Annotated in this window: 21 protein-coding genes and 1 pseudogene; 7 read left to right on the top strand and 15 right to left on the bottom strand. The window is 74.1% G+C overall.

Annotated elements, in window-relative coordinates; genetic code table 11:
- Positions 1 to 418 precede the first annotated feature (418 nt).
- Complete coding sequence (locus AC5L3Z_RS13975; protein WP_494842112.1) at positions 419 to 1,474, top strand: LCP family protein; 1,056 nt, start codon at positions 419 to 421, stop codon at positions 1,472 to 1,474.
- Positions 1,475 to 1,559: 85 nt separating this feature from the next.
- On the opposite strand, the gene AC5L3Z_RS13970 is transcribed toward AC5L3Z_RS13975, so the two are convergent.
- From AC5L3Z_RS13970 to ftsY, 10 genes and pseudogenes are all read right to left on the bottom strand, one after another.
- Positions 1,560 to 2,216: a response regulator transcription factor gene (locus tag AC5L3Z_RS13970; protein WP_494842111.1), complete on the bottom strand. Its 657-nt coding sequence runs from the start codon at positions 2,214 to 2,216 to the stop codon at positions 1,560 to 1,562.
- Complete coding sequence (locus AC5L3Z_RS13965) at positions 2,213 to 3,337, bottom strand: sensor histidine kinase (protein WP_494842110.1); 1,125 nt, start codon at positions 3,335 to 3,337, stop codon at positions 2,213 to 2,215. Before AC5L3Z_RS13965 ends, AC5L3Z_RS13970 begins: the two co-directional genes overlap by 4 nt.
- A 19-nt stretch (positions 3,338 to 3,356) precedes the next feature.
- On the bottom strand, positions 3,357 to 4,178 hold the full coding sequence (locus tag AC5L3Z_RS13960) for an ABC transporter permease (protein WP_494842108.1): 822 nt from the start codon (positions 4,176 to 4,178) through the stop codon (positions 3,357 to 3,359).
- The gene (locus AC5L3Z_RS13955) at positions 4,168 to 5,070 is read right to left on the bottom strand and encodes an ABC transporter ATP-binding protein (RefSeq protein WP_494842106.1); all 903 of its coding nucleotides are present in this window, start codon (positions 5,068 to 5,070) and stop codon (positions 4,168 to 4,170) included. Before AC5L3Z_RS13955 ends, AC5L3Z_RS13960 begins: the two co-directional genes overlap by 11 nt.
- 97 nt (positions 5,071 to 5,167) lie before the next feature.
- Positions 5,168 to 6,751, bottom strand: a complete 1,584-nt coding sequence (locus tag AC5L3Z_RS13950) for a [protein-PII] uridylyltransferase (RefSeq protein WP_494842191.1) — start codon at positions 6,749 to 6,751, stop codon at positions 5,168 to 5,170.
- Positions 6,752 to 6,795: 44 nt separating this feature from the next.
- Positions 6,796 to 7,579, bottom strand: a pseudogene (locus AC5L3Z_RS13945) ([protein-PII] uridylyltransferase); the annotation flags it as partial.
- Between the two features lie 15 nt (positions 7,580 to 7,594).
- Positions 7,595 to 7,933 (bottom strand): P-II family nitrogen regulator, encoded by a 339-nt coding sequence (locus tag AC5L3Z_RS13940; RefSeq protein WP_170285500.1) that lies wholly within the window; start codon positions 7,931 to 7,933, stop codon positions 7,595 to 7,597.
- A gap of 25 nt (positions 7,934 to 7,958) precedes the next feature.
- The gene (locus tag AC5L3Z_RS13935; RefSeq protein WP_494842104.1) at positions 7,959 to 9,356 is read right to left on the bottom strand and encodes an ammonium transporter; all 1,398 of its coding nucleotides are present in this window, start codon (positions 9,354 to 9,356) and stop codon (positions 7,959 to 7,961) included.
- A gap of 215 nt (positions 9,357 to 9,571) precedes the next feature.
- Positions 9,572 to 10,435: an aminoglycoside phosphotransferase family protein gene (locus AC5L3Z_RS13930; protein ID WP_334522890.1), complete on the bottom strand. Its 864-nt coding sequence runs from the start codon at positions 10,433 to 10,435 to the stop codon at positions 9,572 to 9,574.
- A gap of 7 nt (positions 10,436 to 10,442) precedes the next feature.
- Entirely contained in the window at positions 10,443 to 11,621 is a 1,179-nt protein-coding gene (gene ftsY, locus AC5L3Z_RS13925; RefSeq protein WP_494842102.1) for a signal recognition particle-docking protein FtsY, read from the bottom strand.
- Between the two features lie 147 nt (positions 11,622 to 11,768).
- On the opposite strand from ftsY, the gene AC5L3Z_RS13920 reads away from it, so the two are divergent.
- From AC5L3Z_RS13920 to AC5L3Z_RS13910, 3 genes are all read left to right on the top strand, one after another.
- On the top strand, positions 11,769 to 13,481 hold the full coding sequence (locus tag AC5L3Z_RS13920; protein ID WP_494842100.1) for an alkaline phosphatase D family protein: 1,713 nt from the start codon (positions 11,769 to 11,771) through the stop codon (positions 13,479 to 13,481).
- A 25-nt stretch (positions 13,482 to 13,506) separates the two neighbouring features.
- Positions 13,507 to 13,944 (top strand): MarR family winged helix-turn-helix transcriptional regulator, encoded by a 438-nt coding sequence (locus AC5L3Z_RS13915; protein WP_494842098.1) that lies wholly within the window; start codon positions 13,507 to 13,509, stop codon positions 13,942 to 13,944.
- Positions 13,945 to 14,020: 76 nt separating this feature from the next.
- A complete protein-coding gene (locus tag AC5L3Z_RS13910; RefSeq protein ID WP_494842096.1) occupies positions 14,021 to 14,551 on the top strand; it encodes a DinB family protein in 531 nt (176 codons plus the stop codon).
- Between the two features lie 19 nt (positions 14,552 to 14,570).
- Here AC5L3Z_RS13910 and AC5L3Z_RS13905 read toward each other — a convergent pair whose 3' ends face one another.
- A complete protein-coding gene (locus tag AC5L3Z_RS13905; protein ID WP_494842094.1) occupies positions 14,571 to 15,545 on the bottom strand; it encodes an ArsR/SmtB family transcription factor in 975 nt (324 codons plus the stop codon).
- Between the two features lie 77 nt (positions 15,546 to 15,622).
- Between AC5L3Z_RS13905 and AC5L3Z_RS13900 the strand changes: the two genes are divergently transcribed.
- Entirely contained in the window at positions 15,623 to 16,573 is a 951-nt protein-coding gene (locus tag AC5L3Z_RS13900) for an SMP-30/gluconolactonase/LRE family protein (RefSeq protein ID WP_494842092.1), read from the top strand.
- An 87-nt stretch (positions 16,574 to 16,660) separates the two neighbouring features.
- Here the strand turns inward: AC5L3Z_RS13900 and AC5L3Z_RS13895 are convergent, their stop codons facing one another.
- From AC5L3Z_RS13895 to AC5L3Z_RS13885, 3 genes are all read right to left on the bottom strand, one after another.
- A complete protein-coding gene (locus AC5L3Z_RS13895) occupies positions 16,661 to 17,281 on the bottom strand; it encodes an HAD family hydrolase (protein ID WP_494842090.1) in 621 nt (206 codons plus the stop codon).
- Positions 17,281 to 20,892: a chromosome segregation protein SMC gene (gene smc / locus AC5L3Z_RS13890; RefSeq protein WP_494842088.1), complete on the bottom strand. Its 3,612-nt coding sequence runs from the start codon at positions 20,890 to 20,892 to the stop codon at positions 17,281 to 17,283. Before smc ends, AC5L3Z_RS13895 begins: the two co-directional genes overlap by 1 nt.
- A gap of 294 nt (positions 20,893 to 21,186) precedes the next feature.
- Positions 21,187 to 21,381, bottom strand: coding sequence for a hypothetical protein (locus AC5L3Z_RS13885; RefSeq protein ID WP_036374707.1), 195 nt, complete (start codon positions 21,379 to 21,381; stop codon positions 21,187 to 21,189).
- 371 nt (positions 21,382 to 21,752) lie between these two features.
- Between AC5L3Z_RS13885 and AC5L3Z_RS13880 the strand changes: the two genes are divergently transcribed.
- Entirely contained in the window at positions 21,753 to 22,850 is a 1,098-nt protein-coding gene (locus AC5L3Z_RS13880) for a CAP domain-containing protein (protein ID WP_494842085.1), read from the top strand.
- Between the two features lie 144 nt (positions 22,851 to 22,994).
- Positions 22,995 to 23,855: an endo alpha-1,4 polygalactosaminidase gene (locus AC5L3Z_RS13875; protein WP_494842083.1), complete on the top strand. Its 861-nt coding sequence runs from the start codon at positions 22,995 to 22,997 to the stop codon at positions 23,853 to 23,855.
- Between the two features lie 76 nt (positions 23,856 to 23,931).
- Here AC5L3Z_RS13875 and AC5L3Z_RS13870 read toward each other — a convergent pair whose 3' ends face one another.
- Positions 23,932 to 26,154 (bottom strand): MMPL family transporter, encoded by a 2,223-nt coding sequence (locus AC5L3Z_RS13870; protein ID WP_494842081.1) that lies wholly within the window; start codon positions 26,152 to 26,154, stop codon positions 23,932 to 23,934.
- Between the last annotated feature and the right edge of the window lie 166 nt (positions 26,155 to 26,320).

Below are 26,320 nucleotides of genomic sequence, written 5' to 3'. Positions count from 1 at the left end.
CCCGGCACCTCCGGTTTCGGCAGTCTGGAAGTACGCCCTGGGCCCGGCAGAGTCCCTGCGCGGGGGCGTGCGGCAGTGATCATCACCGCCTACGAACGCGGGCCAATACACCTCATCGCGATACGCCTGTCAACAGCCGTAAAGCGTTACATCCGGTCCGCATAAGTAGCAAAAAAGACATAAAGGGGCATCCAATGCCCGTTTTGGCAGCTTTCGTGCGCCTTCTAATTGGCTTCGGCAAGGCGCCACACCCCTGGCCCGATCGGCTGAATAAGCAGAGCGTTCGGCCCTTCCTGCGCCGCCCCATCAGCCGTTCATGCCCAGTGTGCTGGTCACCACTGGGCTCCGCGCTTGAGGAGACCGGTAATTGCCGGTTGGATCAAGAGCTTCTCCCCGCAGCATCCACATTGAGGATCAGATGTACTACGCGTCGACCGCAGCCATGTCGCCCGAGCCTCCTCGGGCGAAGGGATTCCGCGCGTTGAAGCGCTGGCAGAAGGTCCTCATCGTCCTGCTCGCCGCGCTGCTCGTCGCCGGGGCGTGCGGTGGCGTCGGAGCGTTCACCCTCGTCAACCGCTACGAGGGCAAGGCCAAGCAGGAGGACCTCCTCGGCGGGGCGGCCGAGCCCAAGGACGAGCAGCGCTGGAAGAGCGGCCCGCTCAACCTGCTGCTCCTCGGCACCGACTCACGCGAGGGCGAGGCCGACGAGGGGCGCTACGCGGGGCAGCGGTCGGACACCATCATGCTGGTGCACTTCAGCAAGAACCTGGACCGTGCCACCATCGTCTCGATTCCCCGCGACAGCTACGTCGACGTGCCGCCGGCGGAGGGCTGGCACGGCGGCATGAACAAGCTCAACGCCGCGTTCGCCTTCGGCGGCGCACCGCACGCGGCGAAGACCATCACGAAGCTGACCGGCGTGCGGCTCGACGGTGCGCTGATCGCCAACTTCGCCAGCATCAACAAGATGGTCGACGCGGTCGACGGTGTCCAGGTCTGCATCCCGTACACGGTCCGGTCGACCTTCTCGGAGAAGGTCTGGGAGAAGGGTTGCCACCAGCTCGACGGGGCGGAGGCGGAGGAGTTCATGCGTCAGCGTAAGAACGTGCCCGGCGGCGACTTCGGACGCATCCACGACCAGCAGCTGGTCGTCAAGGCCATCGCGGAGAAGGCCTCCGCCGAGGGCATGCTGACCAACCCGTTGAAGCTGGACGAACTGCTGCTGACCGCTGCCGAGTCGCTGACCATCGACAAGAACCTCGACCTGAAGGAACTGGCGCTCACCGCCAAGGGCATCAAGCCCGCGAACATCAAGTTCGCCACGGTCCCGTACACCAGCGCCAGCCTGAAGACGCACGCCGGATCGGCGGTCAAGCTCGACGACGCCAAGGCGAAGGAAATGTTCGCCGCGGTGCGCGACGACACCATTCAGGAGTGGCTCGCCGCCCACCCGCAGAAAAGGCCCGGTAGCTGACCCTGGCCGCATGAGGAGGGTCGCTGACGCCTGCGCGACCGCCGATGGGAGCAGGCCGGCGCAGGCGTCGGCGACCGACGGGGGGCTAGCCCGAGACCAGCCCCGACTGGTAGGCGAAGACCACCAGCTGGGCCCGGTCCCGCGCGCCCAGCTTGACCATGGCCCGGCTCACATGGGTACGCGCGGTGGCCGGGCTGACCACCAGCCGGTCGGCGATCTCGGCGTTGCTCAGCCCCTCCCCGACCAGCGCCACCACCTCCCGCTCCCGGTCGGTGAGCGCGCCGAGGCGGGGATGCGGTCGGGGCACCCGGGCCGGCCGGGTGGCGAACTCCCGGACCACCCGTCGGGTCACCGACGGCGACAGCAGCGCCTCCCCCTCGGCGACCAGCCGGATCGCCCGCAGCAGCTCGGCCGGCCGGGTGTCCTTGGTGAGGAAGCCGCTGGCGCCGTACCGGAGCGCGTCGAAGACGTACTCGTCGAGTTCGAAGGTGGTCAGCACGACCACCCGGGTGCCGGCCAGGTCCGGGTCGGCGACGATCCGGCGGGTCGCCTCGATGCCGTCGACGCCGGGCATCCGGACGTCCATCAGCACCACGTCGGGGCGTTCCCGCCGGGTCAGCGCGACCGCGTCGAGCCCGTCGGCGGCCTCCCCCACCACGGTCAGGTCGTCCTCGCTCTCCACGAGGGCGCGCAGCCCGATCCGGACCAGGGCCTGGTCGTCGGCGAGCACCACGGTGATCACTGAGCCTCCTCCACGGGCAGGGTCGCCGACACCCGGAACCCGCCGCCGGGTCCGGGGCCGACGGTGAACGTGCCGCCCAGTGCGGTCACCCGTTCCCGCATGCCGGCCAGGCCGAGACCGCCTCCCGGGCCGCTCACGGCCCCCCGGCCGGTGTCGGTCACCTCCACCTCCACGCCGGTCGGCGCGTGGTGCAGCCGGACCGTGGCGGTGGCCGGGCCGGCGTGCCGCAGCACGTTGGTCAACGACTCCTGCACCACCCGGTACGCGGCCAGGTCGACGGCGACCGGCAGGACCCGGGGCTCCCCGGTGACCTCCACGGTGACGGGCACCCCCGCGCCGGCCAGCCGGTCGCGCAGCTGGGGCAGCTGGGCCAGCCCCGGCGTCGGCGCCCGCTCGTCGGCCGCCTCGTCCCGCCGGACCACGGTGAGCGTCACCCGCAGCTCGTTCAGCGCCTCCTTGCTGGTGCGGCTGATCGCGGTGAGCGCCGCCTCGGCCTGCTCGGGTTTCCTCGGCAGCAGGTGCAGGGCGATCTCCGCCTGCAGGTGGATCGCGGCGAGGCCGTGCCCGACCACGTCGTGCACCTCCCGGGCCACCCGCAGCCGCTCGGCGTCGGCCAGCCGGCGGGCCTCGTCGACCCGGCCGCGGGCCGCGGCCTCCCGGGCGAGCCGGACCGTGGTGCCGACCGCGAACGGGACCACCACCCAGGCGGCGGCCGGCATCGCGCCGAGCACCCCGGGCGGGCGTACCCCGACCAGCACGTGCACCAGCAGCGCGGCGAGGGCCACCCCGCCGGCCACCACCGCGCTCCGCAGCGGCAGGTACGCGGCGACCGTGTAGACCGCCACGAAGAGCGACAGCAGGATGGGCCCGTACGGGTAGCCGAGCACCAGATACGCCGTGCTGGCGGCGGTGGTCACGGCGAGGGTCGCCAGCGGCCAGCGCCGGCGCACCGCCAGCGCCAGCGCGGCCACCACCACCAACGGGTACGTCGCCGGGCCGGTGCCGACCCCCTGCTCGGCGCCGGCCGCTCCGGTGCCGACCAGTCCGATGCCGAGCAGCACCAGGGCGACGACGGCGTCCAGGAGCCCGTCACCCCACCCGGTACCGCGGTTCCGGTCCACCCGTCCCCTCCCGCCCGGCCTAGTCGATGTCCCGGCGCTGCAGCAGCAGCCCGCCCAGGGCCGCGAAGGCGACCAGGTAGGCCGCGACGACGAGGGCGGCCTGCCCGCCGCCGACGACCATCGCGACCCCGGGGGTGTCCCCGGCCGCTCCGAGCGCCGCAGCCAGCGAACCCGCGTTCGGGCCGGGCAGACCCTTCTGCATCTGCGCCACCCAGTCCAGCAGGGGCGCGGCGATCGCGGCGAGCAGGTTCTGCACCGCGAGCAGCCACACCAGGCCCAGCCCGACGGGCAGGGCGACCGCGCGCAGCGCGACGGCGAGCACGGCACCGAGCATGGCCCACATCGTCGCGATCAGCCACCCCGCACCGATCCCGGTGAGCAGGTCCCCCGCGCCGGGCCAGGCCACCGGCTGCGACTCGGCGACGGCGATCAGCGCGGCGGCCACCGCGCCGACGGCGAAGACGGAGAGCACCACGACCAGCGCGGCGGCGGCCAGGGCGAGCAGCTTGCCGGCGTACACCTGCTGCCGGGAGGGGCCCTGGGACAGGACGGTCTTCCAGGTGCCCCAGCCGTACTCGCCGCCGACGACGAGGACGCCGAGGATCAGCATGATCGCGCCGAGGAAGACCGGCAGACCGCCGAGCGAGTTCCCGACCAGGTGGTCCGGGAGCAGCATCGGCAGGGTCCGGTCGGTGTTCGGGCCGGCGGTCCCGCCGGCGATGCTCGCGTACGGGAAGACGTAGGTGAAGATCAGCGAGAGCATCAGCGTGATGGCCAGCAGCAGCCAGGACGCCGGCCTTCGGACGAGTTTGGCCAGTTCGGCCCGGAAGCTACGCGACATCGGCCGTTCCCTTCTCGATGAGGTCGAAGAACACCTGCTCCAGGTCCCGCTCGCGGGGTCGCAGCTCGCGGACCGCCACGCCGGCGCCGACCAGCTCCGCGTTGAGCCAGGCGGCCCGCTCCGGCTCCACGGTCAGCTCCAGCCCGCCGTCGACCACCCGTACCCGCTCCGCCCCGACCAGCTCCCCGGCCCGGGCGGCGGCCGCGTCGAGCGGGTCGGCGAGCACCCGCAGGCCGGTGGCGCCGCGCAGCTCCGCCACGCTCCCCTCGGCGATCAGCCGCCCCCGGGAGATCACCCCGACCCGGTCGCAGACCTGCTCGACCTCGCCGAGCAGGTGGCTGGAGACCAGGACGGTGCAGCCGCCGGCGCCGAGCCGACGGATCAGCGTGCGCATGTCCGCCATGCCGGCCGGGTCGAGGCCGTTGGTCGGCTCGTCCAGGATCAGCAGGCGGGGGTCCTTGAGCAGGGCGGCGGCCACGCCGAGGCGCTGCTTCATGCCCAACGAGTAGGCGGCGTACCGGTCGCCGGCCCGGTCGGTGAGGTCGACCAGGTCCAGCACCAGGGCCACCCGCCCCGGACCAACGCCGGCGTAGCGGGCCAGCACGCGCAGGTTGTCCCGGCCGGAGAGGTAGGGGTAGAAGGCCGGCCCCTCGATCAGCGCGCCGACCCCGCCGAGTCCTCCGGCGGCGGGTGGCCGGCCGAGCAGCCGTACGGTGCCGGCGGTGGGGCGGACCAGCCCGAGGAGCATGCGCAGGGTGGTGGTCTTGCCGGCGCCGTTCGGGCCGAGGAAGCCGTACACCTCGCCGGCCCGGACGGCCAGGTCGAGGTCCCGCACGGCGGTCAGCCCGCCGTACCGTTTGGTGAGCCCTTGGGTCTGCACTGGCAGGTTCATGCCCTGAGCGTGCCGCCCGCCGGCCCGCTGCTCGTCGCCCCGCGGGCGACCCTTTTCCTACGTCGCCGGACGTAGGCCGAGGTGTCGGGAGGGGCCCTCACACAGCGGCCAGGACGGCCGCTTCCAGGCGGGCCCGTTCGGCGTCGCCGGGCCAGCCGCCCACGAGGTAGAAGGCGTCCACCACGTCGGCGCCGAGGGTGGAGATCCGGGCCGCCCGGACCTGCGCGCCGGCCTCGTCGAGGGCGCAGGTGACCCGGTACAGCAGTCCGGCCGCGTCGGCGGCGCGCAGCTCCAGCAGCACCGCGTCGGTGGCCGCCTCACGGTGCCACACCACCCTCGGGGCGGCGCCCTCCCCGCGCGCGGCGAGGGCCCGGCCGCGCAGCCGCTGGGTCACCGAGACGTCGCCGTCGACGGCGCGGCGCAGGTCGGCGCCGAGCGCGATCGGGTCGGGCGCGAGCCCGTAGCGCGGCTGCACCCGACACTGGACCAGGGCCCGGCCGTCGACCGTGGCGGCGTCCGCGGAGAGCACCTCCAGCCGGTGCAGGGCCAGACACCCGGCGACCGTCGCGAGCAGGCCACGCCGGTCCGCCGCGGCCACCGACACCCGGTCCCCGGTCAGGTGTACGACCGGCAGCGGCCCCGCCACCAGCGCCGGGTCCGGGGCGGGGGGCGCGGGCAGCGCCCCGGTGTCCAGCGCGGTACGCACCCGGGCGACCAGTTCGGCGACGAGCCGCCCCTTCCAGTCCGACCAGGCGGCCGGCCCGGTCGCCGCCGCGTCGGCCCGGACCAGGGCGTGCAGCAGGTCCAGGGTGGTGGTGTCGCCGACCCGCTCGGCCACGCCGGCGATGGTCACCGGGTCGGCGAGGTCGCGGCGGGTGGCCACGTCGGGCAGGAGCAGGTGCAGCCGCACCAGCGTGCCGATCAGCGCCGCCTCGGGGGCGGGCAGGCCGATCCGGGTGACCATCGCCTCGGCCAGCGGCGCACCGACGGTGCTGTGGTCCCCCGGCAGTCCCTTGCCGATGTCGTGCAGGAACGCGCCGAGCAGCAGCAGGTCGGGGCGGTCCACGTCGCGGGTGTGCCGGCTCGCCTCGTACGCGGTCTGCACCAGGTGCCGGTCGAGGGTGAACCGGTGCACCGGGTTGTGCTGGGGCAGGCTGCGCAGCCGGGTCCACTCGGGCAGCCAGCCGTCGATCAGCCCGTACCGGTCGCAGGTCTCCCACGCGGGCACCAGGCCGGGACCGGCGCCGAGCAGGGTGACCAGCGCGGCGCGGGCGGCCGGCGGCCAGGGCGCGGGCAGCGGCGGGCAGTACGCGGCGAGCCACTCGCAGGTGGCCCGGGCGATCGGCAGCCGGGTGGTGGCGGCCGCGGCGGCCACCCGCAGCGACAGGCTCGGGTCGGGGCGGGCGCCGATGGCGGTGCGGGCGAGCACCAGCTCACCGTCGTGCTCGACGACGTCCCGGGCGACGGGACGGCGCTGCGGGCGGCCGTCGGCGCCCCGGCGGCGGCCGGAGCGCAGCCGGTCGGCGGCGCGCCAGGCGTCGTCGAGGGCGTGGCTGACCGTGCGGGCGTCACCGGCGACCCGGCGCAGCAGCGCGTCGCCGTCGCCGTGGCCGACGCGCAGCGCGTCGCCGTCGCCGTGGCCGACGCCTAGTGCGTCGGCGTCGCCGTGGCCGACGCGCAGCGCGTCGCCGTCGTCCCCGGTCGCCGGTCGCGGCGGGCCGTCGGACGCCCCGGGTTGGCGCAGGCCGAGCAGCGCGGCCACTCCGGCGCGCTCCTGGGCGACCAGCCGGTCGACCCGGCGGCCGACCTGCCGGTGCAGGGCGTCGCGGGTGTCGAGCAGGCGCCGGTGGGCGGCGCGGACGGCGGGTCGCAGCGCGTCGGTGATGCCGGCGGTGGCGATGGCCCGCAGGATGCCCACGTCGCGCAGCCCGCCGGCGGCCTCCTTGAGGTCGCCCTCCAGCAGGAAGGCCAACTCCCCGTGAGTGCGCCAGCGGGCGGCGGTGATCTCCCGCAAGCTGGGCAGTTGGCGGACGGCGGTACGCCGCCAGTGGTCGGTGGCGGTCCGGGTGAGGGTGGCGGCGAGCGCCCGGTCACCGGCGACGAAGCGGGCGTCGAGCAGGGCGAGGGCGACCTTGACGTCGTCCTGGGCCACCGAGAGCGCCTCGGCGAGGGTGCGGACGGAGTGGTCCAGTCGCAGCCCGGCGTCCCAGATCGGGTACCACAGCGACGCCGCCAGCTCGTCGATGCCGGGCACGCCGGCGTGCAGCAGCACCAGGTCGAGGTCGCCGTACGGGGCGCACTGCCGCCGCCCCAGCCCGCCGACCGCCACCAGGGCGACCCCCGGCCGCTCGGGCACCAGCCGGGCCAGCCATCCGTCGAACGCCGCGGCCCGCGCCGCCCGCGCCTCCTCCCCCACGCCCCCGGGGACGCCGACGACCCCGTCGACCAGGAGGTTCGCGTCGCCGTCACCGGTGTTCCCTGACGCGTTCCTCCTGATCGACGAGGTCATCGGGGTGGCCTCTCCCTACAGGGCGTCGAGGCCGCGTTCGCCGGTGCGGACCCGGACGACCTCCTCGACGCCGGTCACCCACACCTTGCCGTCGCCGATCTTCCCGGTCCGGGCCGCCGCCACGATCGCGTCCACGATCTTGTCGACGTCCATCTCGTCGGTGAGCACCTCGACCCGGATCTTGGGCAGGAACTCGACCGTGTACTCGGCACCCCGGTAGACCTCGGTGTGCCCCTTCTGCCGCCCGTACCCCTGGACCTCGCTGACGGTCAGGCCGGCCACGCCGAGGGCGTGCAGGGCCTCCTTCACCGCGTCCAGCTGGTACGGCTTGATGACCGCGGTCACCAGCTTCATGTCCAACCCCTCCATCCCAGGAACGTTAACCGGCGACCTTCTCGTCCACCGGCGCGGTGGCCGGCGCGGCCGTGTCGTCCGGGGCCGGTCTCCCGGCGCCCGGGGCCAGCCCGGCCATCGCGAACGCCCCGCTGCCGGCGCTGCCGGTGGTCGGCGACAGGTCGTACGCGCTCTCCGCGTGCTCGGCCACGTCGATGCCGGCGACCTCGTCGTCGGCGTCGGAGCGCAGGCCGATCAGCGCCTTGACGGCCAGCGCGATCACCAGGGCCATCCCGAAGGAGTAGACCGAGACGATGCCGCTGGCCAACGCCTGCCGGCCGAGCTGGGTGAAGCCGCCGCCGTAGAGGAGTCCCTCGCTGCCGCCCAGCCCCTCGATCGCCGAGTTGACCTGGAGGGTGGCGAAGAAGCCGATGGCGAGCGAGCCGATCCAGCCGGCGACGAAGTGCACGCCGACCACGTCGAGCGAGTCGTCGAAGCCGAGCTTGTACTTGAGGCCGACCGCCACCGCGCAGACCGCGCCGGCCACCAGGCCGAGCAGCACCGCCGGCAGCGGGGCGATGAAGCCGCAGGCCGGGGTGATGGCGACCAGACCGGCGACCGCGCCGGAGGAGGCGCCGACCAGGGTCGGTCTCCCGCTGCGCAGCCACTCCACGATGATCCAGCCGACCAGGCCGGCGGCGGTGGCGACCTGGGTGTTGACGAAGGCGACGGCGGTGGTGCCGTCCACGGTCAGCTCGGAGCCGGCGTTGAAGCCGAACCAGCCGAACCAGAGCAGACCGGCGCCGAGCGCGACCAGCGGCACATTGTGCGGCTTGAAGCTCTCCCGCGGCCAGCCGAGCCGCTTGCCGAGGACCAGCACCAGGGCGAGCGCGGCGGCGCCGGCGTTGATGTGGACCGCGGTGCCACCGGCGAAGTCCAGCGCCTTGATCTTGGCGCCGATGAAGCCGCCGCCCCAGACCCAGTGCGCGACCGGGACGTAGACCAGGGTGAACCAGGCGAAGGCGAAGAGCAGCCAGCCGGAGAACTTCAACCGGTCGGACACCGCGCCGCTGATCAGGGCGACCGTGATGATGGCGAACATCATCTGGAAGGCCATGAAGACATAGGTCGGGATGCCCGTCCCCGCGCCGAGGAAGAGCCACTCCTCGCCGATGAAGTCGGTCTCGGTGCCGAGGTACTGGGTGAAGCTGCCGATCACGTTGTTGACGCCCGCGTCGTCGTTGGTGCCGAACGCGAGGGTGAAGCCGTAGATGACCCAGAGAACGGAGATGAGCCCGATCGCGGAGAAGCTCATCATCATCATGTTGAGTACGCCCTTGGACCGGTTCAGCCCGCCGTAGAACAGGGCCAGACCCGGCGTCATGAGCAGCACGAGCGCAGACGACAGGAGCAACCAGGCGGTGTTGCCGGTGTTGATCTCCACGCTGCCTCCTCTCGGTGTGGAAGTCCTCCCATCCGACTGGTACCTGGCAGCATCGCCCGTCAGCCGGTTGGCGGGAACTCTCGCCTCCGGCTGTTTCCTTCACCGACACCCCTCGATTTCCGGGGCGTGACGGGTTGTTTCCGGCGTGTGAAGAACCACGATCATGGTCGCCGGCCCCTACCGGGTTGGCGCCACCCGGCGGGGGGTCGGCCGGCCTACTGCAGGGCGCGCTCCAGCGCGTGCCGCTCGTAGTCGAGCAGCCGCAGGTCGCGCATCGGCCGGCGCAGGTGCCCCTTGTGCACGATCCGGACGAACGCCGGCTCCCCGGCCGCCGCCATCCGGCGGATGCCCTCCACGTGGTCCACGATCCGCTTGCGGATGGTGCGGATCAGCCGGTGCCGGTCCCGGGGGATCAGCCCGTACGCGTCGGCGAAGAGCCGCAGCCGGCGCGGCCGGTCGGGGCGCTTCCAGCCCAGCGTGATCGAGTCCCGGTCGGAGAAGATCGGCACCCACGTCCAGGCCGCGTACGCCACGTCGTAGATCCGCGCGCCGGGCGAGGCGAGGTCGAAGTCGATCAGCCCGAGGGTGCCGTCCGGCCGCCAGATCACGTTGTGCGGAGCGGCGTCGTGGTGACAGATCACCTCGGTGTCCGGGGGCGGCGGGCCGAACGAGCGCCAGACCGCCCCGGGCGGCGGGGCGAAGCCGTACTGGGCGTCGTGGAACATCCGCAGCATGGTCGCCACCGTCACCAGCGCCTCGTCGGTGACCCAGTGCGGGGCCAGCGGGTACTCCCCGCACTCCCCCTCCAGGTACGACAGGACCTCGCGGTTGCGCTCGTCCATGCCGAGGGCGCGGGGCGCGCCGGAGAAACCGACGTACTCAAGGTGGCGCAGCAGCGCGTGCACCGACGGTGTCCACGGTCCGGCGTTGCGCCGGACCGTGTCGCCCACCCGGACCACGGTGCTGACGTTCCCGCCGTGCAGCGGGATCTCCTGTGAAGTCACGTACGGTCTCCCGAGGCCCGGTGCCGCGCGGCGGGGGTCCCGCCAACCGGCGTAGGCGCGATCGTCGTTCGTCACCGCGAGGTTACGCGTCCCGGGCGAGCGGCTCGGTGCCGAGCAGCGCGTCGACGAACTGCACGGGGTCGAACGGGGCCAGGTCGTCCGCGCCCTCGCCGAGGCCGACCAGCTTGACCGGGATGCCGAGCTTGCGTTGCACGGCGATCACGATGCCGCCCTTGGCGGTGCCGTCGAGCTTGGAGAGCACCACGCCGGTGACGTTGACCACCTCGGTGAAGACCCGGGCCTGCTCCAGGCCGTTCTGGCCGGTGGTGGCGTCGAGGACCAGCAGGGTCTCGTCGATCGGGCCGTGCTTCTCCACCACCCGCTTGACCTTGCCCAGCTCGTCCATCAGGCCGATCTTGTTCTGCAGCCGGCCGGCGGTGTCGATCAGCACGGTGTCGGTGCCGGCCTCGATGCCCCGGCGGACCGCGTCGAAGGCGACGCTGGCGGGGTCGGCGCCCTCCGCGCCGCGGATGGTCTCCGCGCCGACCCGGCCGCCCCAGGTCTGCAACTGGTCGGCGGCGGCGGCGCGGAAGGTGTCCGCCGCGCCCAGGGTGACGCTGTGGCCGTCCGCGATCAGCACCCGGGCGATCTTGCCGCAGCTGGTGGTCTTGCCGGCGCCGTTCACCCCGACCACCAGCAGCACCGCCGGCTTGCCGTCCTTGGGGGTGGTGCGCAGGGACCGGTCCAGGCTCGGGTCGAGGGCGTTGACCAGCTCGGCGGCGAGCAGGGCGCGCAGCTCGGTGGCGGAGCGGGTGCCGAGCACCCGGCTCCGCTCGCGCAGCCGGTCGACGATGTCGCGGGTGGCCTCGATGCCGATGTCGGCGGTGATCAGGGCGTCCTCGATCTCCTCCCAGGTGTCCTCGTCGAGGTGGTCGCGGCTGAGCAGGCCGAGCAGGCTCTTGCCGAAGACGTTCTGGGAACGGGACAACCGGGAGCGCAGCCGCACCAGCCGGCCGGCGGTCGGCTCCGGCACCTCCAGCGGGGGCGCCACGACCGGCGGCTCGACCAGGATGCCGGTGGAGAGTTCCGACTCCGGCGCCTCCACCGGTGGACCGGCCAGATCCTCCTCGGCCCGGGTGTCGACCTCGGTCTCCGGCAGCGGCGGCTCGGGGCGCCGGCGCAGCCGGGGCACCACCAGGCTGAGGCCGCCGAGGATCAGCAGTCCGAGCAGGGCGAGCGCGACGAGGAGGTATTCCGTCATGCCGAAATCCTGTCAGATGGCGGCGGCCACGTCCCACTCACCGCCTCCGGAGGCGGACGAGCTGCGGGTACGCTCGCCGCAGCCAGGGGTGGCGGGCCCGCCGACCGGGTAGAAATGGTGAAACGTTCTCTGCTCGGAGGTGCCACCATGCCCAGCTCCCGCCTGCTCATCGGCCCGTTGCTGCGACGGGTCGTCGGCACGCGGGCGACCGTCTGGGTGGAGACCAGCGGGCCCGCGGTGGTCCGGGTCCGCACCGCCGACGGCGCCTCCGGGCAGGCGCCGACCTTCTCCGCGTACGACCACCACTACGCCCTGGTGGTGGTGGAGGGGCTCACCCCGGACAGCGCCACCAGCTACGAGGTGCTGATCGACGACGAGCTCGCCTGGCCGGTGGCGAAGAGCGGTTTCCCGCCCAGCGTGATCCGGACCCGGGCCGCCGACGACCGGGACCAGCCGGTGAAGCTGATCTTCGGCTCGTGCCGGGAGACCACCCAGCACGCCACCACGCGCCGGCTGCCCCCGGACGCGCTCGACGCGTACGCCCGGCGGCTGATGGCCGAGCCGGAGCCGGGCGCCCTGCCCGACCTGCTGGTGCTCCTCGGCGACCAGGTCTACGCCGACGTGACCTCGCCCACGGTGCGGCGGCTGCTCAAGCGGCGCCGGCGGCGGCCGAAGGACGCCCCGACCGACCAGGTGGTGAGCTTCGACGAGTACACGAAGCTCTATCTGGAGTCGTGGCGCGACCCGGAGATCCGCTGGTTGCTCTCCACCGTGCCGAGCGTGATGATCTTCGACGACCACGAGGTGATCGACGATTGGAACACCTCGGCGTCCTGGCGGGCGGAGCTGCGCCAGCAGCCCTGGTGGGCCGAGCGGATCCGCAGCGGCCTCGCCTCCTACTGGGTCTACCAGCACCTGGGCAACCTCTCCCCGGACGAGATCGCCGACGACCCGCTCTACGCCAAGGTGGTCGCCGCCGAGGACGCCACCTCGGTGTTGCGCGAATTCGGCGAACGGGTCGACCGCGAGGCCGACGAGGCGCACGACACCGAGCGCTGGAGGGCCGTGCAGTACCAGTGGAGCTACTCGCTCGACCTGGGCCGGACCCGCCTGGTCATGCTCGACAACCGGTGCAGCCGGGTGCTGGAGCCGGGCAACCGGGCGATGCTGCCGCCCGGCGAGTGGTCCTGGTTCCTGGACCGCGCGCACGGCGTCTACGACCACCTGGTGGTCGGCACCTCGCTGCCCTGGCTGCTGCCACCCGCCATCCACCACGTGGAGGCGTGGAACGAGCGCCTCGCCGACTCCCGCCGCCGCTGGCCCAGCCGGCTCTCCGAGCAGATCCGCCGGGCCTGGGACCTGGAGCACTGGGCCGCGTTCCGCCGCTCCTTCGACGCCCTCGGCGCGCTCTTCGCCCGGATCGGCAGCGGCACGCCGGGAGAGACCGGCGACCGGGTCGGGGCCGGGCCGGCGTACGCGCCGCCGGCCTCGATCAGCGTGCTCTCCGGCGACGTGCACCACTCCTACGTCGCCCGGGTCCGGTTCGACGACCCGTCGGTGCGCACCCCGGTGCACCAGCTGACCTGCTCTCCGATCCACAACCAGGTGCCGGCGGTGATGCGCCCGCTGATGAAGCTGGGGTGGAGTCCGGGGCCGGCCGCGGCGGCCCGGGCGCTGGCCCGCTCCGCCGGGGTGCGTCGACCGAGCGTGCGGTGGAAGAAGCTGGCCGGGCCGTACTTCGGCAACGCGGTGGCCACCCTCGAACACTCCGGCCGGGGGGCCGAGGTGCTGATCGAGGGCACCACCAGCGACGGCCACCTGCGCCAGGTGGCCCGCCAGCGACTGGCCGCCGGGGACTGATGTCACGGCCCGTACGCTCTGTGCCGTGGAGGACCACCTGCCCGAGAGCCTGCGCGCGGTCGAGCACGAGCTGACCGCGCTGCTGCGCCGGGGGCGGGGCCTGTCCTCGGAGATCGCCCGGGAGGTGCATCCCAACCTGGAGCCCGACGCGTACGGGCTGCTGCTGTGGCTGCGCCGGTCCGGCTCGATCCGGCTGACCGACCTGGCCACCCGGCTCGGCGTCGGCAAGGGCACGCTCAGCCGGCAGATCCACGGGTTGGAGCTGCTCGGCCTGGTCCACCGCGACCCGGACCCGACCGACCGGCGGGCCTCCCAGCTCAGCCTCACCGAGGAGGGGACCCGCCGCTTCGACGCGGCCCGGGCCGCCCGGCTGGGCCAGATCCGCCGGACGTTGGAGAGCTGGCCGAGGCGGGACGTGGCGGAGTTCGCCCGGCTGCTGCACCGGTTCAACGACAGCTTCTGACCGGGTCGGGCCGGAAACGGTGCGCACCCGCTGATAACCGTTCGCGGCTGTCGCACCCGAGGGCCAGGATGTCCCGATGACCTGGAGAGCACCGGAGATCACCCGGACCACCGAACCGTACGTCGGCGACGAGCGCACCATGCTCGAGGGCTGGCTCGACTACCACCGGCAGACCCTGCTGCTCAAGTGCGCCGGGCTGACCGCCGAGCAGCTGAGGACCCCGAGCGTGGAGCCGTCCGGGCTGACCCTGCTCGGCCTGGTCCGGCACCTGGCGGACGTGGAGCGCTGGTGGTTCCGCATCCGGGCCGCCGGACAGGACATCCCCGGCCTCTACGACGGCGAGGAGGACCCGGACGCCGACCTCAACGCGGTCGCCGACGCCGATCCGGAGGCCACCTTCGCCACCTTCGCCGCCGAGGTCGCCGCCGCCCGCGAGGCCGTCGCCGGCCTGTCGCTGGACGACACGTTCCGCCGGCCCCGCCGCGACGGCAGCGCCGACGAGATGAACGTCCGCTGGGTCTACGTGCACATGATCGAGGAGTACGCCCGCCACAACGGCCACGCCGACCTGCTGCGGGAGCGGATCGACGGGGTCACCGGGGAGTGACCTGCCCGCCGGGCGCCCGTCACCGCGCGCGCCCGGCCCGCAGCAGGTGCTCGCCGAGCGGGGTCAGCGTGTGCCGTACGGCCGGGCCGACCCGGTCCGTGCTGATCAGCCCGGCGGAGCGCAGCGTCGTGGTGTGCTGGCTGGCCGAGGCGACCGAGATGCCGACGGTCCGGGCGAGCTGCGAGGTGCTGGGGCCGTCGGCGACCGCGCCCAGCACCGCCGCCCGGGTCCGCCCGAGCAGGTCGGCGAGGGGTTTCCCGCTGGCCAGCTCGCGCTGGGTGAGCCGGATGGGATAGGCCAGCACGAGCGGGCCCGCCGGGTCGTCGAGGACGCACGGGCGCGGCACCAGGTAGGACGGAACCAGGGTGACCCCCCGGCCGGCGGGCGTCAGGTCGATCCGGTGGGCGAAGCCGCACTCGTACGACAGCCGGTACCCCTCACCGGACGACGTCCAGGACAGGTAGGGGCTGAGGTCGCGCAACACCCGGTCGATGCCGGCGTCCACCATGGTGTGTCCCCGCACGGCGCGGTCGGCCTGCACCGCCGCCGTGATCGTCGTCCAGTACGGCGCCACCGCGACCTCGTGGAACGCCACCATCGCCGCCCGGAGCCGGTGCCGGGCGGCCGGTTCCCCGGCGGCGAGGGCGCCGACCCGGGGCGGCAGGTGCCCGGCCTCGATCCGGGGGCGCAGCTCCGCCTCCAGGGCCGCCGCCGGGGTGGCGGCCACCTCGTCGAGGGCCACGGTCAGGTCGGTGCCGAGGCGGGGCGGCGTGAGGAAATCCGGGAACCACCCGGGCAGGCGGCACAGGTCCAGGTAGGGGCGCATCCGCGGGCGGAGCGCGGCCCGGGTACGGGCCCGCCAGGCGGTGAGGTGCTCCGGGACGGCGGTCTCGAAGAGGCGCTGGCCGGCGGCGCCCAGCTCCAGCAGCACCGCCGGCGCGGACCGCAGGACGGTGCGGCTGAGGTCCGTCGCGTTGAGGTGCAGGGTCGTCACGCCGGGAACGCTAGTCACCTTTCGGGCACACCTGAAAGGGGGTGGAGGCCGGCCGTCGCCGCCCGCAGCCTCACCCCATGGGAAAGCTTCTCGCCGCGGCCACCGCGGGTCTCACCGCCCTGACCGTCGCCGTACCGCAGCCCGCCTCCGCCGCCCGTGGGCGACCCGACACGTACGTCGTCTCCCACGAGCCGGGGGTGCTGCCCGAGGGGATCGCGGTGGCGCCGGACGGCACCATGTACGTCACCAGCGTCGCCACCGGCGCGGTCTACCGGGGTCACGTCCGGCAGCGGACGCTGCGCCCGTTCCTGCCCGGTGGCGCCGACGGTCGCCGCAGCGCCGCCGGGGTGCACCTGGACCGGCGGGGCCGGCTCTTCGTCGCCGGCTGGGACACCGGCGCGCTCTTCGTCCACGCCCCCGACGGCACCCTGCTGGCCCGCCGGACGGCGCCGGGCGCGGCCCTCAACGACCTGGTGGTCACCGCGGACGCCGTCCACGTGACGGACTCGGCCACCGGCACAATCTGGCGGGCCGGCCTGCACGGCGAGGAGGTCGGCGAGCTCGTCCCCTGGCTCACGCCGGCCGGGTTCCCCGTCGCCCCGGGCTTCCTGAACGGCATCGTCGCCACCGCCGACGGCCGGATCGCCCTCGTCGCCGACCAGGGCACCGGCGCGCCGGGCACCGAGCGCCTCTGGCGGGTCGACCTGCGCACCGGCACGGTCGGCGAGGTCGCGGTCGCCGGTGGGCAGCTGGGCGCCGACGGGCTGCTGCTGACCGGCGACCGGCTCTACGGCGTGGTCAACTTCCCCGACGGCCACGGCGGCTGGAGCTTCGCGGTGAACCTGGCGATCCTCGACGCCGACCGTCGCACCGCCCGGGTCGTCCGGCAGTCCCGACCGGCCGGCCTGGCGGAGTCGCCGACCACGATCGCCCGGGACGGTGGCCGGCTGCTCTGGGTCAACAGCCAGCTCAACGCCCCCGCCCCGCGACCACCCTTCACCGTCACCGAGGTACCCGGGCTGCGGTGACCGGCCGTCCGGCCCGACCCGGGACGCGGCACGTCGGGGCCCGGTCCGACCGGGAGCACCCGGCGTGCCGCAGCCGGGACGGAACGGTCAGGCGGCCAGCGCGGCGCGCAGGTAGCGCAGGTCGCCGGGGCCGGACCAGCGGTGCGCCGAGAGGCCGGCGGCGCGGGCGCCGCGGACCGCCCAGTCCTCGTCGTCGATGAAGAGCACCCGCGACGGCGGGGTCTCCAACGCCTCGCAGGCCGCCTGGAAGTACTCCTTGGCCGGCTTGTGCACCCCGATGACCGAGGAGTTGACCACCACGTCCAGCTCGCCGACCAGACCGAGCGCGGCCAGGTCGGAGTCGAGCAGATCGGTGGCGTTGGTGCCCAGTCCGACCCGGGTGCCGGCGGCCCGCACGTCGCGCACGAAGGCCAGCACGTCGGGGTCGACCTCGCCCCGGTACCGCTGCCACTGCTCGACGGCGGCCCGGGCCCGCTCGGGGCTGCCGACGGACTCGGTGAGCGCGTCCGCGACACTGGTCACCCATTCGGCGTGCCGGACCTGCCCGGTGAGCACCGGCTGGAGCCGGCTCCACTGCATGGCGATCTCGCCGAGCACACCCTCGGAGAGCCCGTACTCCCGCTCGACGCCGGCGGCCACCGCCGGGTCCCAGCGGCGCAGTACGCCGTCGAAGTCCAGCAGGAGCGCTGTCGCGCGTTCCCGACCCACTACGTGTTCTCCTCGCCGCGGCGCTGCCGCTCGTCGTCGTCGGCCCGGTTGAGCCGTTGGCTGATCACCTGGGTGACCCCGCCGCGCATGGTCACGCCGTAGAGCGCGTCGGCGATCTCCATCGTCCGCTTCTGGTGGGTGATGACGATCAGCTGACTCTTCTCCCGCAACTGTGCCAGCAGCGTGATCAGTCTGCCGAGGTTCACGTCGTCGAGAGCCGCCTCCACCTCGTCCATGATGTAGAACGGGCTGGGCCGGGCGCGGAAGATCGCCACCAGCATCGCCACCGCGGTGAGCGACCGCTCCCCACCGGAGAGCAGGGAGAGCCGTTTGATCTTCTTGCCGGGTGGCCGGGCCTCCACCTCGACGCCGGTGGTGAGCAGGTCCTCCGGGTCGGTGAGGATCAGCCGTCCCTCGCCGCCGGGGAAGAGCACGGTGAAGACCTGCTCGAACTCGCGGGCGGTGTCGGCGAAGGCGCTGGCGAAGACCTCCAGGATCCGCTCGTCGACGTCCTTGACCACGGTGAGCAGGTCCCGCCGGGTGGCCTTGAGGTCCTCCAGCTGCTCGGAGAGGAACTTGAACCGCTCCTCCAGCGCGGCGAACTCCTCCAGCGCCAGTGGGTTGACCTTGCCGAGCAGGGCCAGCTCGCGCTCCGCCTTGGCAGCCCGCTTCTCCTGCACCGGCCGCTCGTAGCGGACCGGCTCGGGCACCGGCAGGCCGTCCCGCTCGGCCGCCGCCACGTCCACCGGGGTGGGCGGAACGAGCTGGGTCGGGCCGTACTCGGCGACCAGGGTCTCCACGTCCAGGCCGAAGTCCTCGGCCGCCTTCGCCTCCAGCTGCTCGATGCGCAGCCGCTGCTCGGCGCGGGCCACCTCGTCCCGGTGCACCTGGCCGGTGAGCCGCTCCAGCTCCGCGCCGAGCCGCCGGGCCGCGCCGCGTACCTCCTGGAGCTCGGCCTCGCGGGCGGCGCGTTCGCGCGCCACGGCGTCGCGGTGCTCCTCGGCCGCGGCGATGGAGGTGGTGAGCCGGGTGAGCGCCTCCCGGGCGCCGCCGACCACGGCCCGGGCGATCGCCGCGCCGCGGGTCCGCGCCGCCCGCCGGGCGGCCGCCCGCTCCCGCGCCGCGCGCTCGGCGGTGGCCTGCCGGGCCAGCGAGTCGGCCCGGCCGGCGATCGAGGAGACCCGCTCCTCGGCGGTACGCACCGCGAGCCGGACCTCCATCTCGTTCTGCCGGGCCCGGGGCACCATCGCGGCGAGCTGGTCCCGCTCCTCGGTGGAGGGCTCCGCGTCGATCGGGGTCGCCTCGGCCAGGCGTAGCCGCTCCTCCAGCTCGGCCAGGGCGAGCAGGTCGCGGTCCCGGGCCGCCTCGGCGCGGGAGCGGGACTCGCCGAGCCGGTCGGTCTCCGCCTTCGCGGAGCGGGCGGCGGCGCCGAGTTCGGCGAGCCGACGGGCGGCGGCGTTGCGGTGGCTCTCCGCCTCCCGCTTGGCGGCGGCGGCGTGCTGCACCGCCTCCTTGGCGGCGGCCACCTCGGCGCGCGCGTCGACCAGCTGTTCGCGCAGCTCGGCGCTGGTCCGCTCGGCGGTGAGCCGGTTGGCGCGGGCCTCCTCGACGGCAGCCTGCACCTCGATGTAGCTGGGCGCCTTGGCCGATCCGCCGGCCGCGGCGTACGCCCCGACCACGTCCCCGTCGGGCGTGACGGCCCGCAGCTCCGGGTTGCCGGCGACCAGCTCGGCTGCGGCGGCCAGGTCGTCGACGAGCACCACGTCGCGCAGCGCCCGGTGCACCGCCGGCCGGATCTCGGCCGAGCACTCCACCAGGTCGGGCGCCCAGCGGGCGCGGTCGGGCAGCTTGGGGCGCAGCGCGTCGACGGAGCCGTCCATGCCGGGGCCGGCGGGGCTGCCGACCAGCAGCCCGGCCCGGCCGGCGTCGGAGATCTTCAGCAGTCGCATCGCCTCGACGGCCTCGTCCACGCCGCTGACCGCGACGGCGTCGGCGAGCCCGCCGAGCGCGGCGGCGAGCGCCGCCTCGTGGCCGGGGGCGACGGTGAGCAGGCCGGCCAGGCTGCCGAGCAGCCCGGGGACCTCACCGGCCCGGGCGAGCAGCGCGCCGGCGCCGTCCTTGCGACGCAGCCCGAGGGCGAGCGCCTCCTCGCGGGCCTTCCAGGTGGCGGCGTCCTTCTCGGCGGCCCGCTCGGCGTCGGCGAGGGACCGGACGGCGGCCTGGGCCTTCTCCTGGAGGGCGACCGCCTCGGCGTGCCGCTCGTCGAGGTCGGCGTTGTCCCGGTCGGCCTCGGTGGACTGCTCGGCGACCGCGTCGAGGTCGGCCTGCGCCTTGTCGGCGCGGGCCATCGCGTCGGCGTGCGCGGCGGCGAGCCGGTCGATCTCCTCGCCGGCGCTGGTGGTGCGGGCGCGGGCCGAGTTGACCTGCCCGGTGAGCCGGGCCAGCCCCTCGCGCCGGTCGGCGATGGCCTTGGCGGCGGCGACCAGCTCCCGTTCCGCGGCGGCGAGCTGCCGCTCCAGCTCCTGGCGCTGTTCGACCGCCTCGGCGAGCCGGATCTGGTCGTCGGTGAGCGCTTCGCGCAGCTCCTCCTCCTGCTCCCGGACCCGCTGCGACTCGGCCTCCAGCTGGTCGGGGTCCCGGCCGGGGCGCTCGTCGTCGGAGACGGCGCTGAGGTGGCGCAGCCGTTCCCGGGCGAGCTGCTCGATGGAGCGGAACCGTTCCTGGAGGGCGGAGAGCTTGTACCAGGTGTCCTGGGCGGCGGCGAGCAGCGGCGCGTCCTCCGCGAGGGCGGCCTCCAGCTCGCCGAGGCGGCCCTGCACCTCGGCGTGCTCCGCCTCGACCTGCTCCCGCCGCTCGCGCAGCGCGGTCTCGTCGGCGATCTCCCGATCGAGGGTGGTACGCAGGGTGGCCAGGTCGTCGGCGAGCAGCCGCAGCCGGGCGTCGCGCAGGTTGGCCTGGATGGCGGCGGCCCGCCGGGCCACCTCGGCCTGCCGGCCCAGCGGCTTGAGCTGGCGGCGCAGCTCCGCGGTGAGGTCGGTCAGGCGGTTGAGGTTCACCTGCATCGCGTCGAGCTTCCGCAGCGCCTTCTCCTTGCGCTTGCGGTGCTTGAGGACGCCGGCCGCCTCCTCGATGAACGCCCGCCGGTCCTCCGGCTTGGCGTGCAGCATCCCGTCGAGCCGGCCCTGGCCGACGATGATGTGCATCTCCCGGCCGATGCCGGAGTCGGAGAGCAGCTCCTGGATGTCCAGCAGGCGGCAGGAGTCGCCGTTGATCTCGTACTCGCTCTCGCCGGAGCGGAACATCCGGCGGGTGATGGAGACCTCGGTGTACTCGATCGGCAGCGCGCCGTCGGTGTTGTCGATGGTGAGGGTGACCTCGGCCCGGCCGAGCGGCGCCCGCCCGGCGGTGCCGGCGAAGATGACGTCCTCCATCTTGCCGCCGCGCAGCGCCTTGGCGCCCTGCTCGCCGAGCACCCAGGCGATGGCGTCGACGACGTTGGACTTGCCGGAGCCGTTCGGGCCGACCACGCAGGTGATCCCGGGCTCCAGCTTCAACGTCGTCGCGGAGGCGAAGGACTTGAAGCCCTTCACCGTCAGGCTCTTGAGATGCACCTTCTCGATCCTCGTCCGGTGGCCGCCGAACCGGCGCGGGCTGCGCGGCCCCTGGTGAACCCGCAGACTAACCGGTCAGCGCCGGTCGGCCGGCACGCGACCCGCCTCGGGTGGCGGTGACGGGCGGCAGTTCGGGAGGCGGCGGGGCGGCGCGGACGCCGCCACTCACGACAAGATCGCGGAATTGCGTGTCGATAAACGGGGGGAGACAGAGCTGCGCGCCGGCACATATGTGTCGGCGCGCGTTCTTTCTGTGGTGCGATTCAGTTTTGGAACCGACTGGAGATCTGGAGATCAGGTGAGCGCCGGCTCAGCCAGCCGGAGGAGGTCGTCAGCCTCCGCCGCGGCGGCGGCGAGCCGATCATTTTCGGCGCGCAGCCGCGTGATCTCGAACTCCAGTGCCTGGACCCTGGAACGTAGACGGGTGACCTCGTCGAGCAGACGCCGGTCGGGCGCTGCACCTACGTGGCCGTAGAGGGCTTTCGCCATGCTGACTCCTTGATATGCGCTGCCGGAAAGGCCGGCCAACGCGCGCCCATTCGTGTTCGCGGCTGTCATCCCAGCGATATGCGGGCATGACCGGGCGCGACTGGCGACACCTACATATTGAGCCGATACCCCCTCCTTCGTCAAGTTCTCGCAGGCCGTAGATCATCTCCACGTCTACCCTGTCCACTTGCCGGGGGGCCACAAGGCTCGGACACGCTCTGTCCGGACTCCTTAACTGTACGCCCGGGAATGTGGGTACGGTCACCACGTGAGTCGAGTTCGCCTTAACTCTTCCTTAGCCACGTTGCCGCAGCTCACGGCCCGCCCGTAGCGTCACCGCCGGCCCGCAACCGACCCTTGGAGGCAGAGGCGTGTACGGCTGGAACGACCCGATCGACCCGGAGGGCACCCCCCGGCGACCGCAGCAACCGAGCGACGAGCCGCCGGCCTGGCTGAACGACCGCACCGAACCGCGGTCGGCGTACCTCTTCGGCGACGAACCGGGGCAACCGGGTGACCGGACCGTCGCCCCGGACCACCGGTTCGCCCCGCCCGCCGGCGACCGGTGGGCCGACACCCCCACCGGTGGGTTCGCCGCCGTGGGTGGGCCGTACGTCGAGCCGGACCGCACCGCGCCCGTCCCGCCCGTCGACCTCACCGCGCCCAGGGCGGCCGTTGCCGGCCCGGCGAGCGACGAGGCGCAGGGCCGGCACCGGCAGCCCCGCCGCTTCCCGCGCTCCCTGGTCATCGGCGGCGCCGCCGCCGCGGCCACCCTCGTGGTCAGCCTCGGCGTCGGCGCCCTCGTGCTGCCCGGCGGCGACGAGCGGACCGACCCGGCCTCGTTCGACGACACCGTGGCCGCCGCCCCGGTGGTCCCGGCGACCACGGCGGCCCCGAGCGAGGCGTCGGCCGCCCCCACCGCCTCCCCGTCCGCGTCGCCGACCACCGCGAAGCCGAGCCCGTCGCCGAGCCGGACGGTCAAGCCCACCCCCGCGCCGAAGCGGACCACGGCCGCCTCCCGGCAGCGCGCCGACCGGACCCCCACCGGCGGCGGCACGACCAGCGCCCCCAGCGGCGGCACGCAGGTGGGCAGCCAGGCCAAGGAGGTCGTCCGGCTGGTCAACGCCGAGCGGGCCAAGGCCGGCTGCGGCGCGGTCACCATCGACGACAAGTTGATGACCGCCGCCCAGCGGCACAGCCAGGACCAGGCCGACAACAAGGACATGTCGCACGACGGCAGCGACGGCAGCGACGCCGGCGAGCGGCTGGACCGGGTCGGCTACAGCTGGCGCACCTACGGCGAGAACGTCGCCTGGAACCAGCAGACGCCCGCCGAGGTGATGGACGCCTGGATGACCAGCACCGGCCACCGCGAGAACATCCTCAACTGCGCCTTCACCGAGATCGGCGTCGGCATCGCGAGCAGCAACGGGCCGTACTGGACCCAGGTCTTCGCCGCCCCCCGCTGAGGCGGACGCCCGCCCCCCGTCGCGACGTGACCACGTCGCCGGCGGGGGGCGCTCGTTTGACCGGGTGAGGCGTGCGGCGACGAAGGCGCCGCCGGGACCCGGGAGCTGCCGATGCGGATCCGGCTGCCAGCGTGCGCGCGGCGCGTGGGGCCGCGGCGAGCCCGCCGCGCCGAGACCCGGCCGCCGCGTCGCCGCGCGGCCCGTCGGGTCCTGTCGACCGCCGTCGCGCTCACCCTGCTCACCCCGGTGTACGCCTGCCGCGTCGTCCCGCTGACCCCGCCGGGCGCGCCGACCCCCTGGCCGACCGCGTTGGCGCACCGGTGGCAGTGGCAGTGGCAGCTCGACGGCCCGCTCGACGTCACGGTCGACGCCGACGTCTTCCTGCTCGACCCGGTCCGGGTCACCGCCGCCGACACCACCGCGCTGCGGAGGCGGGACCGCCGCCTGATCTGCCACGTCCCCGTCGGGTCCTACGCCGGCACCGACCCGGACGCCAGCCGCTTCCCCGCGGCGCTGCGCGGCGCCCCGACCGGCCAACCGCAGCGCCGCTGGCTCGACATCCGCCGGTGGGACGTCCTCGAACCGGTGCTGGCCGACCGGTTCCGGCTCTGCCGCGGCAAGGGATTCGGGTCGGTGGCCCTCGTCGACGCCGACGGGTACGCCCACCGCACCGGCTTCCCGCTCGGCTTCGACGACCAGCTGCTGTTCAACCGGCGGCTGGCCACCCTGGCCCGCTCCCTGGACCTCTCCCCCGGACTGGTCAACGACGTGGGACAGGTCGCCGCGCTGGCCCCCGACTTCGACTTCGCGGTCAACGAGGAGTGCGTCCGGCTGCGCCAGTGCGCCAAGCTGCTGCCCTTCGCCGACGCGCGGAAGCCGGTGTTCCACGTCGAGTACGCCGGCACCCCGGAGCAGTTCTGCGTGACCACCCTCGGGTACGGCTTCTCGTCGATCCGCAAGACCCGCGAGCGGGACTCCTGGCGCGAACCCTGCCGGCTGCCCTGACCCGGGCGACCTGGCCGGGAACGGCCTGCCGGGGCCCGGACCGCGACGCGGTCCGGGCCCCGGCGGTACGGGTCGCTCAGCGGGCGCCGACCAGCTCCGGCGCCGGGGCCGGCGGGTCGGCCGGCGGGGCGTCGGCCCGGGCCCGCAGGAAACGCGGGGCCCACCAGTTGGCGTCGCCGAGCAGGGTCATCAGCGACGGGAGCACCACCGCGCGGATGATCGTGGCGTCCAGCAGGATCGCCGCGGCCAGGCCGACGCCCAGCTGCTTCATGTCGATCGTGCTGAGCGAGGCGAAGATCGCGAAGACCCCGACCATGACCACCGCCGCGCTGGTCACCACCCCCGCCGACGAGGTGATCCCGTACGCCACCGCGTCCCGGTTCGCCATGCCGCCGCGGATGCCCTCACGGATCCGGCTGACCACGAAGACGTGGTAGTCCATGGAGAGCCCGAAGAGCACCACGAAGAGGAAGAGCGGCAGCCAGGAGACGATCGCCCCCATCGAGGTGAAGCCGAGCAGCCCCTCGGCCCACTCGCCCTGGAAGACCAGGACCAGCAGCCCGTACGCGGCGCCGGCGGAGAGCAGGTTGAGCAGGATCGAGGTGACCGCGACCACCACCGACCGGAACGTCCAGGTCATCACCAGGAAGGTCAGCGCCAGCACGAAGGCCATCACGATCGGCAGCTTCTCCCGCACGTGCTGCGCGTAGTCCTCACTGGCGGCGACCCCGCCGCCGACGGCGTACTCGACCCCGGGGATGCCGCGCAGCGCGGCCGGGAGCAGGTCACCGCGGAGTTCGTCCAGGGAACGCACCGCCTCGTCGTCCCGGCTGGCGTACGGGGTGGCGACCTCCAGCACCGACACCCGGCGGTCGGCCGACACCTCGATCTTCGGCCCGTCCCCCTCGACCGGGGCGAAGAGCGGGTCGGCGCCGGCCCGGCCGGCCAGGTCGGTCAGCGCGGCCCGGACCCGGTCGGCCTGCTCGGCCGGCGCCCGGACGGCCACCGTGTGGCTCGTGCCCGTGCTCGGGAAGGCGGCGGTGAGCCGGTCGTACGCCTGCATCGCCGGGGTGCTCCGGGGCAGGTCCTCCATGCCGGGGAACTTCAGCTTCATGCCCAGCGCCGGGGCGGCCAGGGCGAGCAGCAGGCCCACCGAGACGACCAGGGTGGCCACCGGCGCCTTCAGGGCCGGGCGAAGCACCGCCGGCCAGAACCTCGGCGGCACCGGCTGACCGCGCCGGTCGGTACGCGCCGCGGTGAGTCGCCAGAGCAGCGGCACCCGGGGCCGGTCCACCCAGCGGCCGAGCTTGGCCAGCAGCGCCGGCAGCACGGTCAGCGAACCGGCCACCGCGACCGCGACCACCAGGATCGAACCGACGGCGAGGGAGGAGAAGACCGCGTCGTTGGCGAGCAGCAGCCCGGCCATCGAGATGATCACGGCGAAGCCGGAGACGACCACGGCGTGCCCGGAGGTCTCCGCGGCGATCTCCACCGCGTCCAGCCCGGACCGCCCCTTGGCCCGCTCCTCCCGCTCCCGCCGGACGTAGAAGAGCGAGTAGTCGACCCCCACCGCCATGCCGATCAGCAGGATCACGCTGGACGTGGTGTCGGTGGCCGGCACCAGGTGCGAGGCGAGGGTGGAGAGCCCCATCGCGGCGGCGACCGAGGAGAGCGCCAGCAGCACCGGCACCCCGGCGGCGATCAGCGCGCCGAACGCGATGATCAGGATGGCCAGGGTCACCGGCAGGCTGAGCAGCTCGGCCCGCTTGAAGTCCTTGCCGAGGGTGTCGTCCAGCGCCTTGTTGATGGACGGCCCACCGACCTGCTCGACCCGCAGCCCCGGGTGGGCCTGCTGCACCTGGGCGGTGGCGTCGCGCAGCGGCTGGACCCGCTCGGAGGCGTCCTGCCGGTCGCCGGACATGGTGATCGGCAGCAGCAGCGCGCCACCGTCGCGGGACGGCACCGGCACCCCCACCGACGCCACCCCGGTGACCTGCCGCAGCTTCTCGGCCGCGTCGGTCGCCGCGGCCTGCGCGGCGGACCGGTCCAGCAGCACCCCGGAGCGGGGCGTGATGAGGACGTTCTCCACCGCCGGGTCGTCGAAGTCCCCCGCCGTGACGATGATGTCCGCCCGGCCCGACTCGCCGATCGCCATGTCGGCGTCGGTGGCCTCCTTCAGGCCGGCGGCGTTGCCCCCGACGAAGCAGACCGCCACGAACACCACCCAGAGCGCGATCGCGCGCCACGGGTGCTCGGCGCTCCACCGCGCCACCCGCACCGTCACCGGTCTCCTGCCCATCCGCTGACCCCCTCCGCACGTCCGCGCTCTGCCGACCCTGCTGACGCTAGGGAAAGGGGCGTTCGGGGACATCGGGGAACGGCCCGGGCTCGTCCCGGACGTGACCGGAGCGGCCCGATCGGACGGGAGCGGGTGGGTCAACCGGGCAGAGGCGGTGAAACCGGGT

This window comes from Micromonospora sp. LZ37 (assembly GCF_059359015.1).
This window is presented reverse-complemented; position numbering and strand designations above follow the sequence as displayed.

What these genes read in the sequence shown, in the direction of transcription:
- AC5L3Z_RS13975 (WP_494842112.1), top strand. Translation starts at nt 419, where the DNA reads ATGTACTACGCGTCGACCGCAGCCATGTCGCCCGAGCCTCCTCGGGCG.
- AC5L3Z_RS13960 (WP_494842108.1), bottom strand. Translation starts at nt 4,178, where the DNA reads ATGTCGCGTAGCTTCCGGGCCGAACTGGCCAAACTCGTCCGAAGGCCG.
- AC5L3Z_RS13955 (WP_494842106.1), bottom strand. Translation starts at nt 5,070, where the DNA reads ATGAACCTGCCAGTGCAGACCCAAGGGCTCACCAAACGGTACGGCGGG.
- AC5L3Z_RS13940 (WP_170285500.1), bottom strand. Translation starts at nt 7,933, where the DNA reads ATGAAGCTGGTGACCGCGGTCATCAAGCCGTACCAGCTGGACGCGGTG.
- ftsY (WP_494842102.1), bottom strand. Translation starts at nt 11,621, where the DNA reads ATGACGGAATACCTCCTCGTCGCGCTCGCCCTGCTCGGACTGCTGATC.
- AC5L3Z_RS13920 (WP_494842100.1), top strand. Translation starts at nt 11,769, where the DNA reads ATGCCCAGCTCCCGCCTGCTCATCGGCCCGTTGCTGCGACGGGTCGTC.
- AC5L3Z_RS13910 (WP_494842096.1), top strand. Translation starts at nt 14,021, where the DNA reads ATGACCTGGAGAGCACCGGAGATCACCCGGACCACCGAACCGTACGTC.
- AC5L3Z_RS13900 (WP_494842092.1), top strand. Translation starts at nt 15,623, where the DNA reads ATGGGAAAGCTTCTCGCCGCGGCCACCGCGGGTCTCACCGCCCTGACC.
- AC5L3Z_RS13885 (WP_036374707.1), bottom strand. Translation starts at nt 21,381, where the DNA reads ATGGCGAAAGCCCTCTACGGCCACGTAGGTGCAGCGCCCGACCGGCGT.
- AC5L3Z_RS13870 (WP_494842081.1), bottom strand. Translation starts at nt 26,154, where the DNA reads ATGGGCAGGAGACCGGTGACGGTGCGGGTGGCGCGGTGGAGCGCCGAG.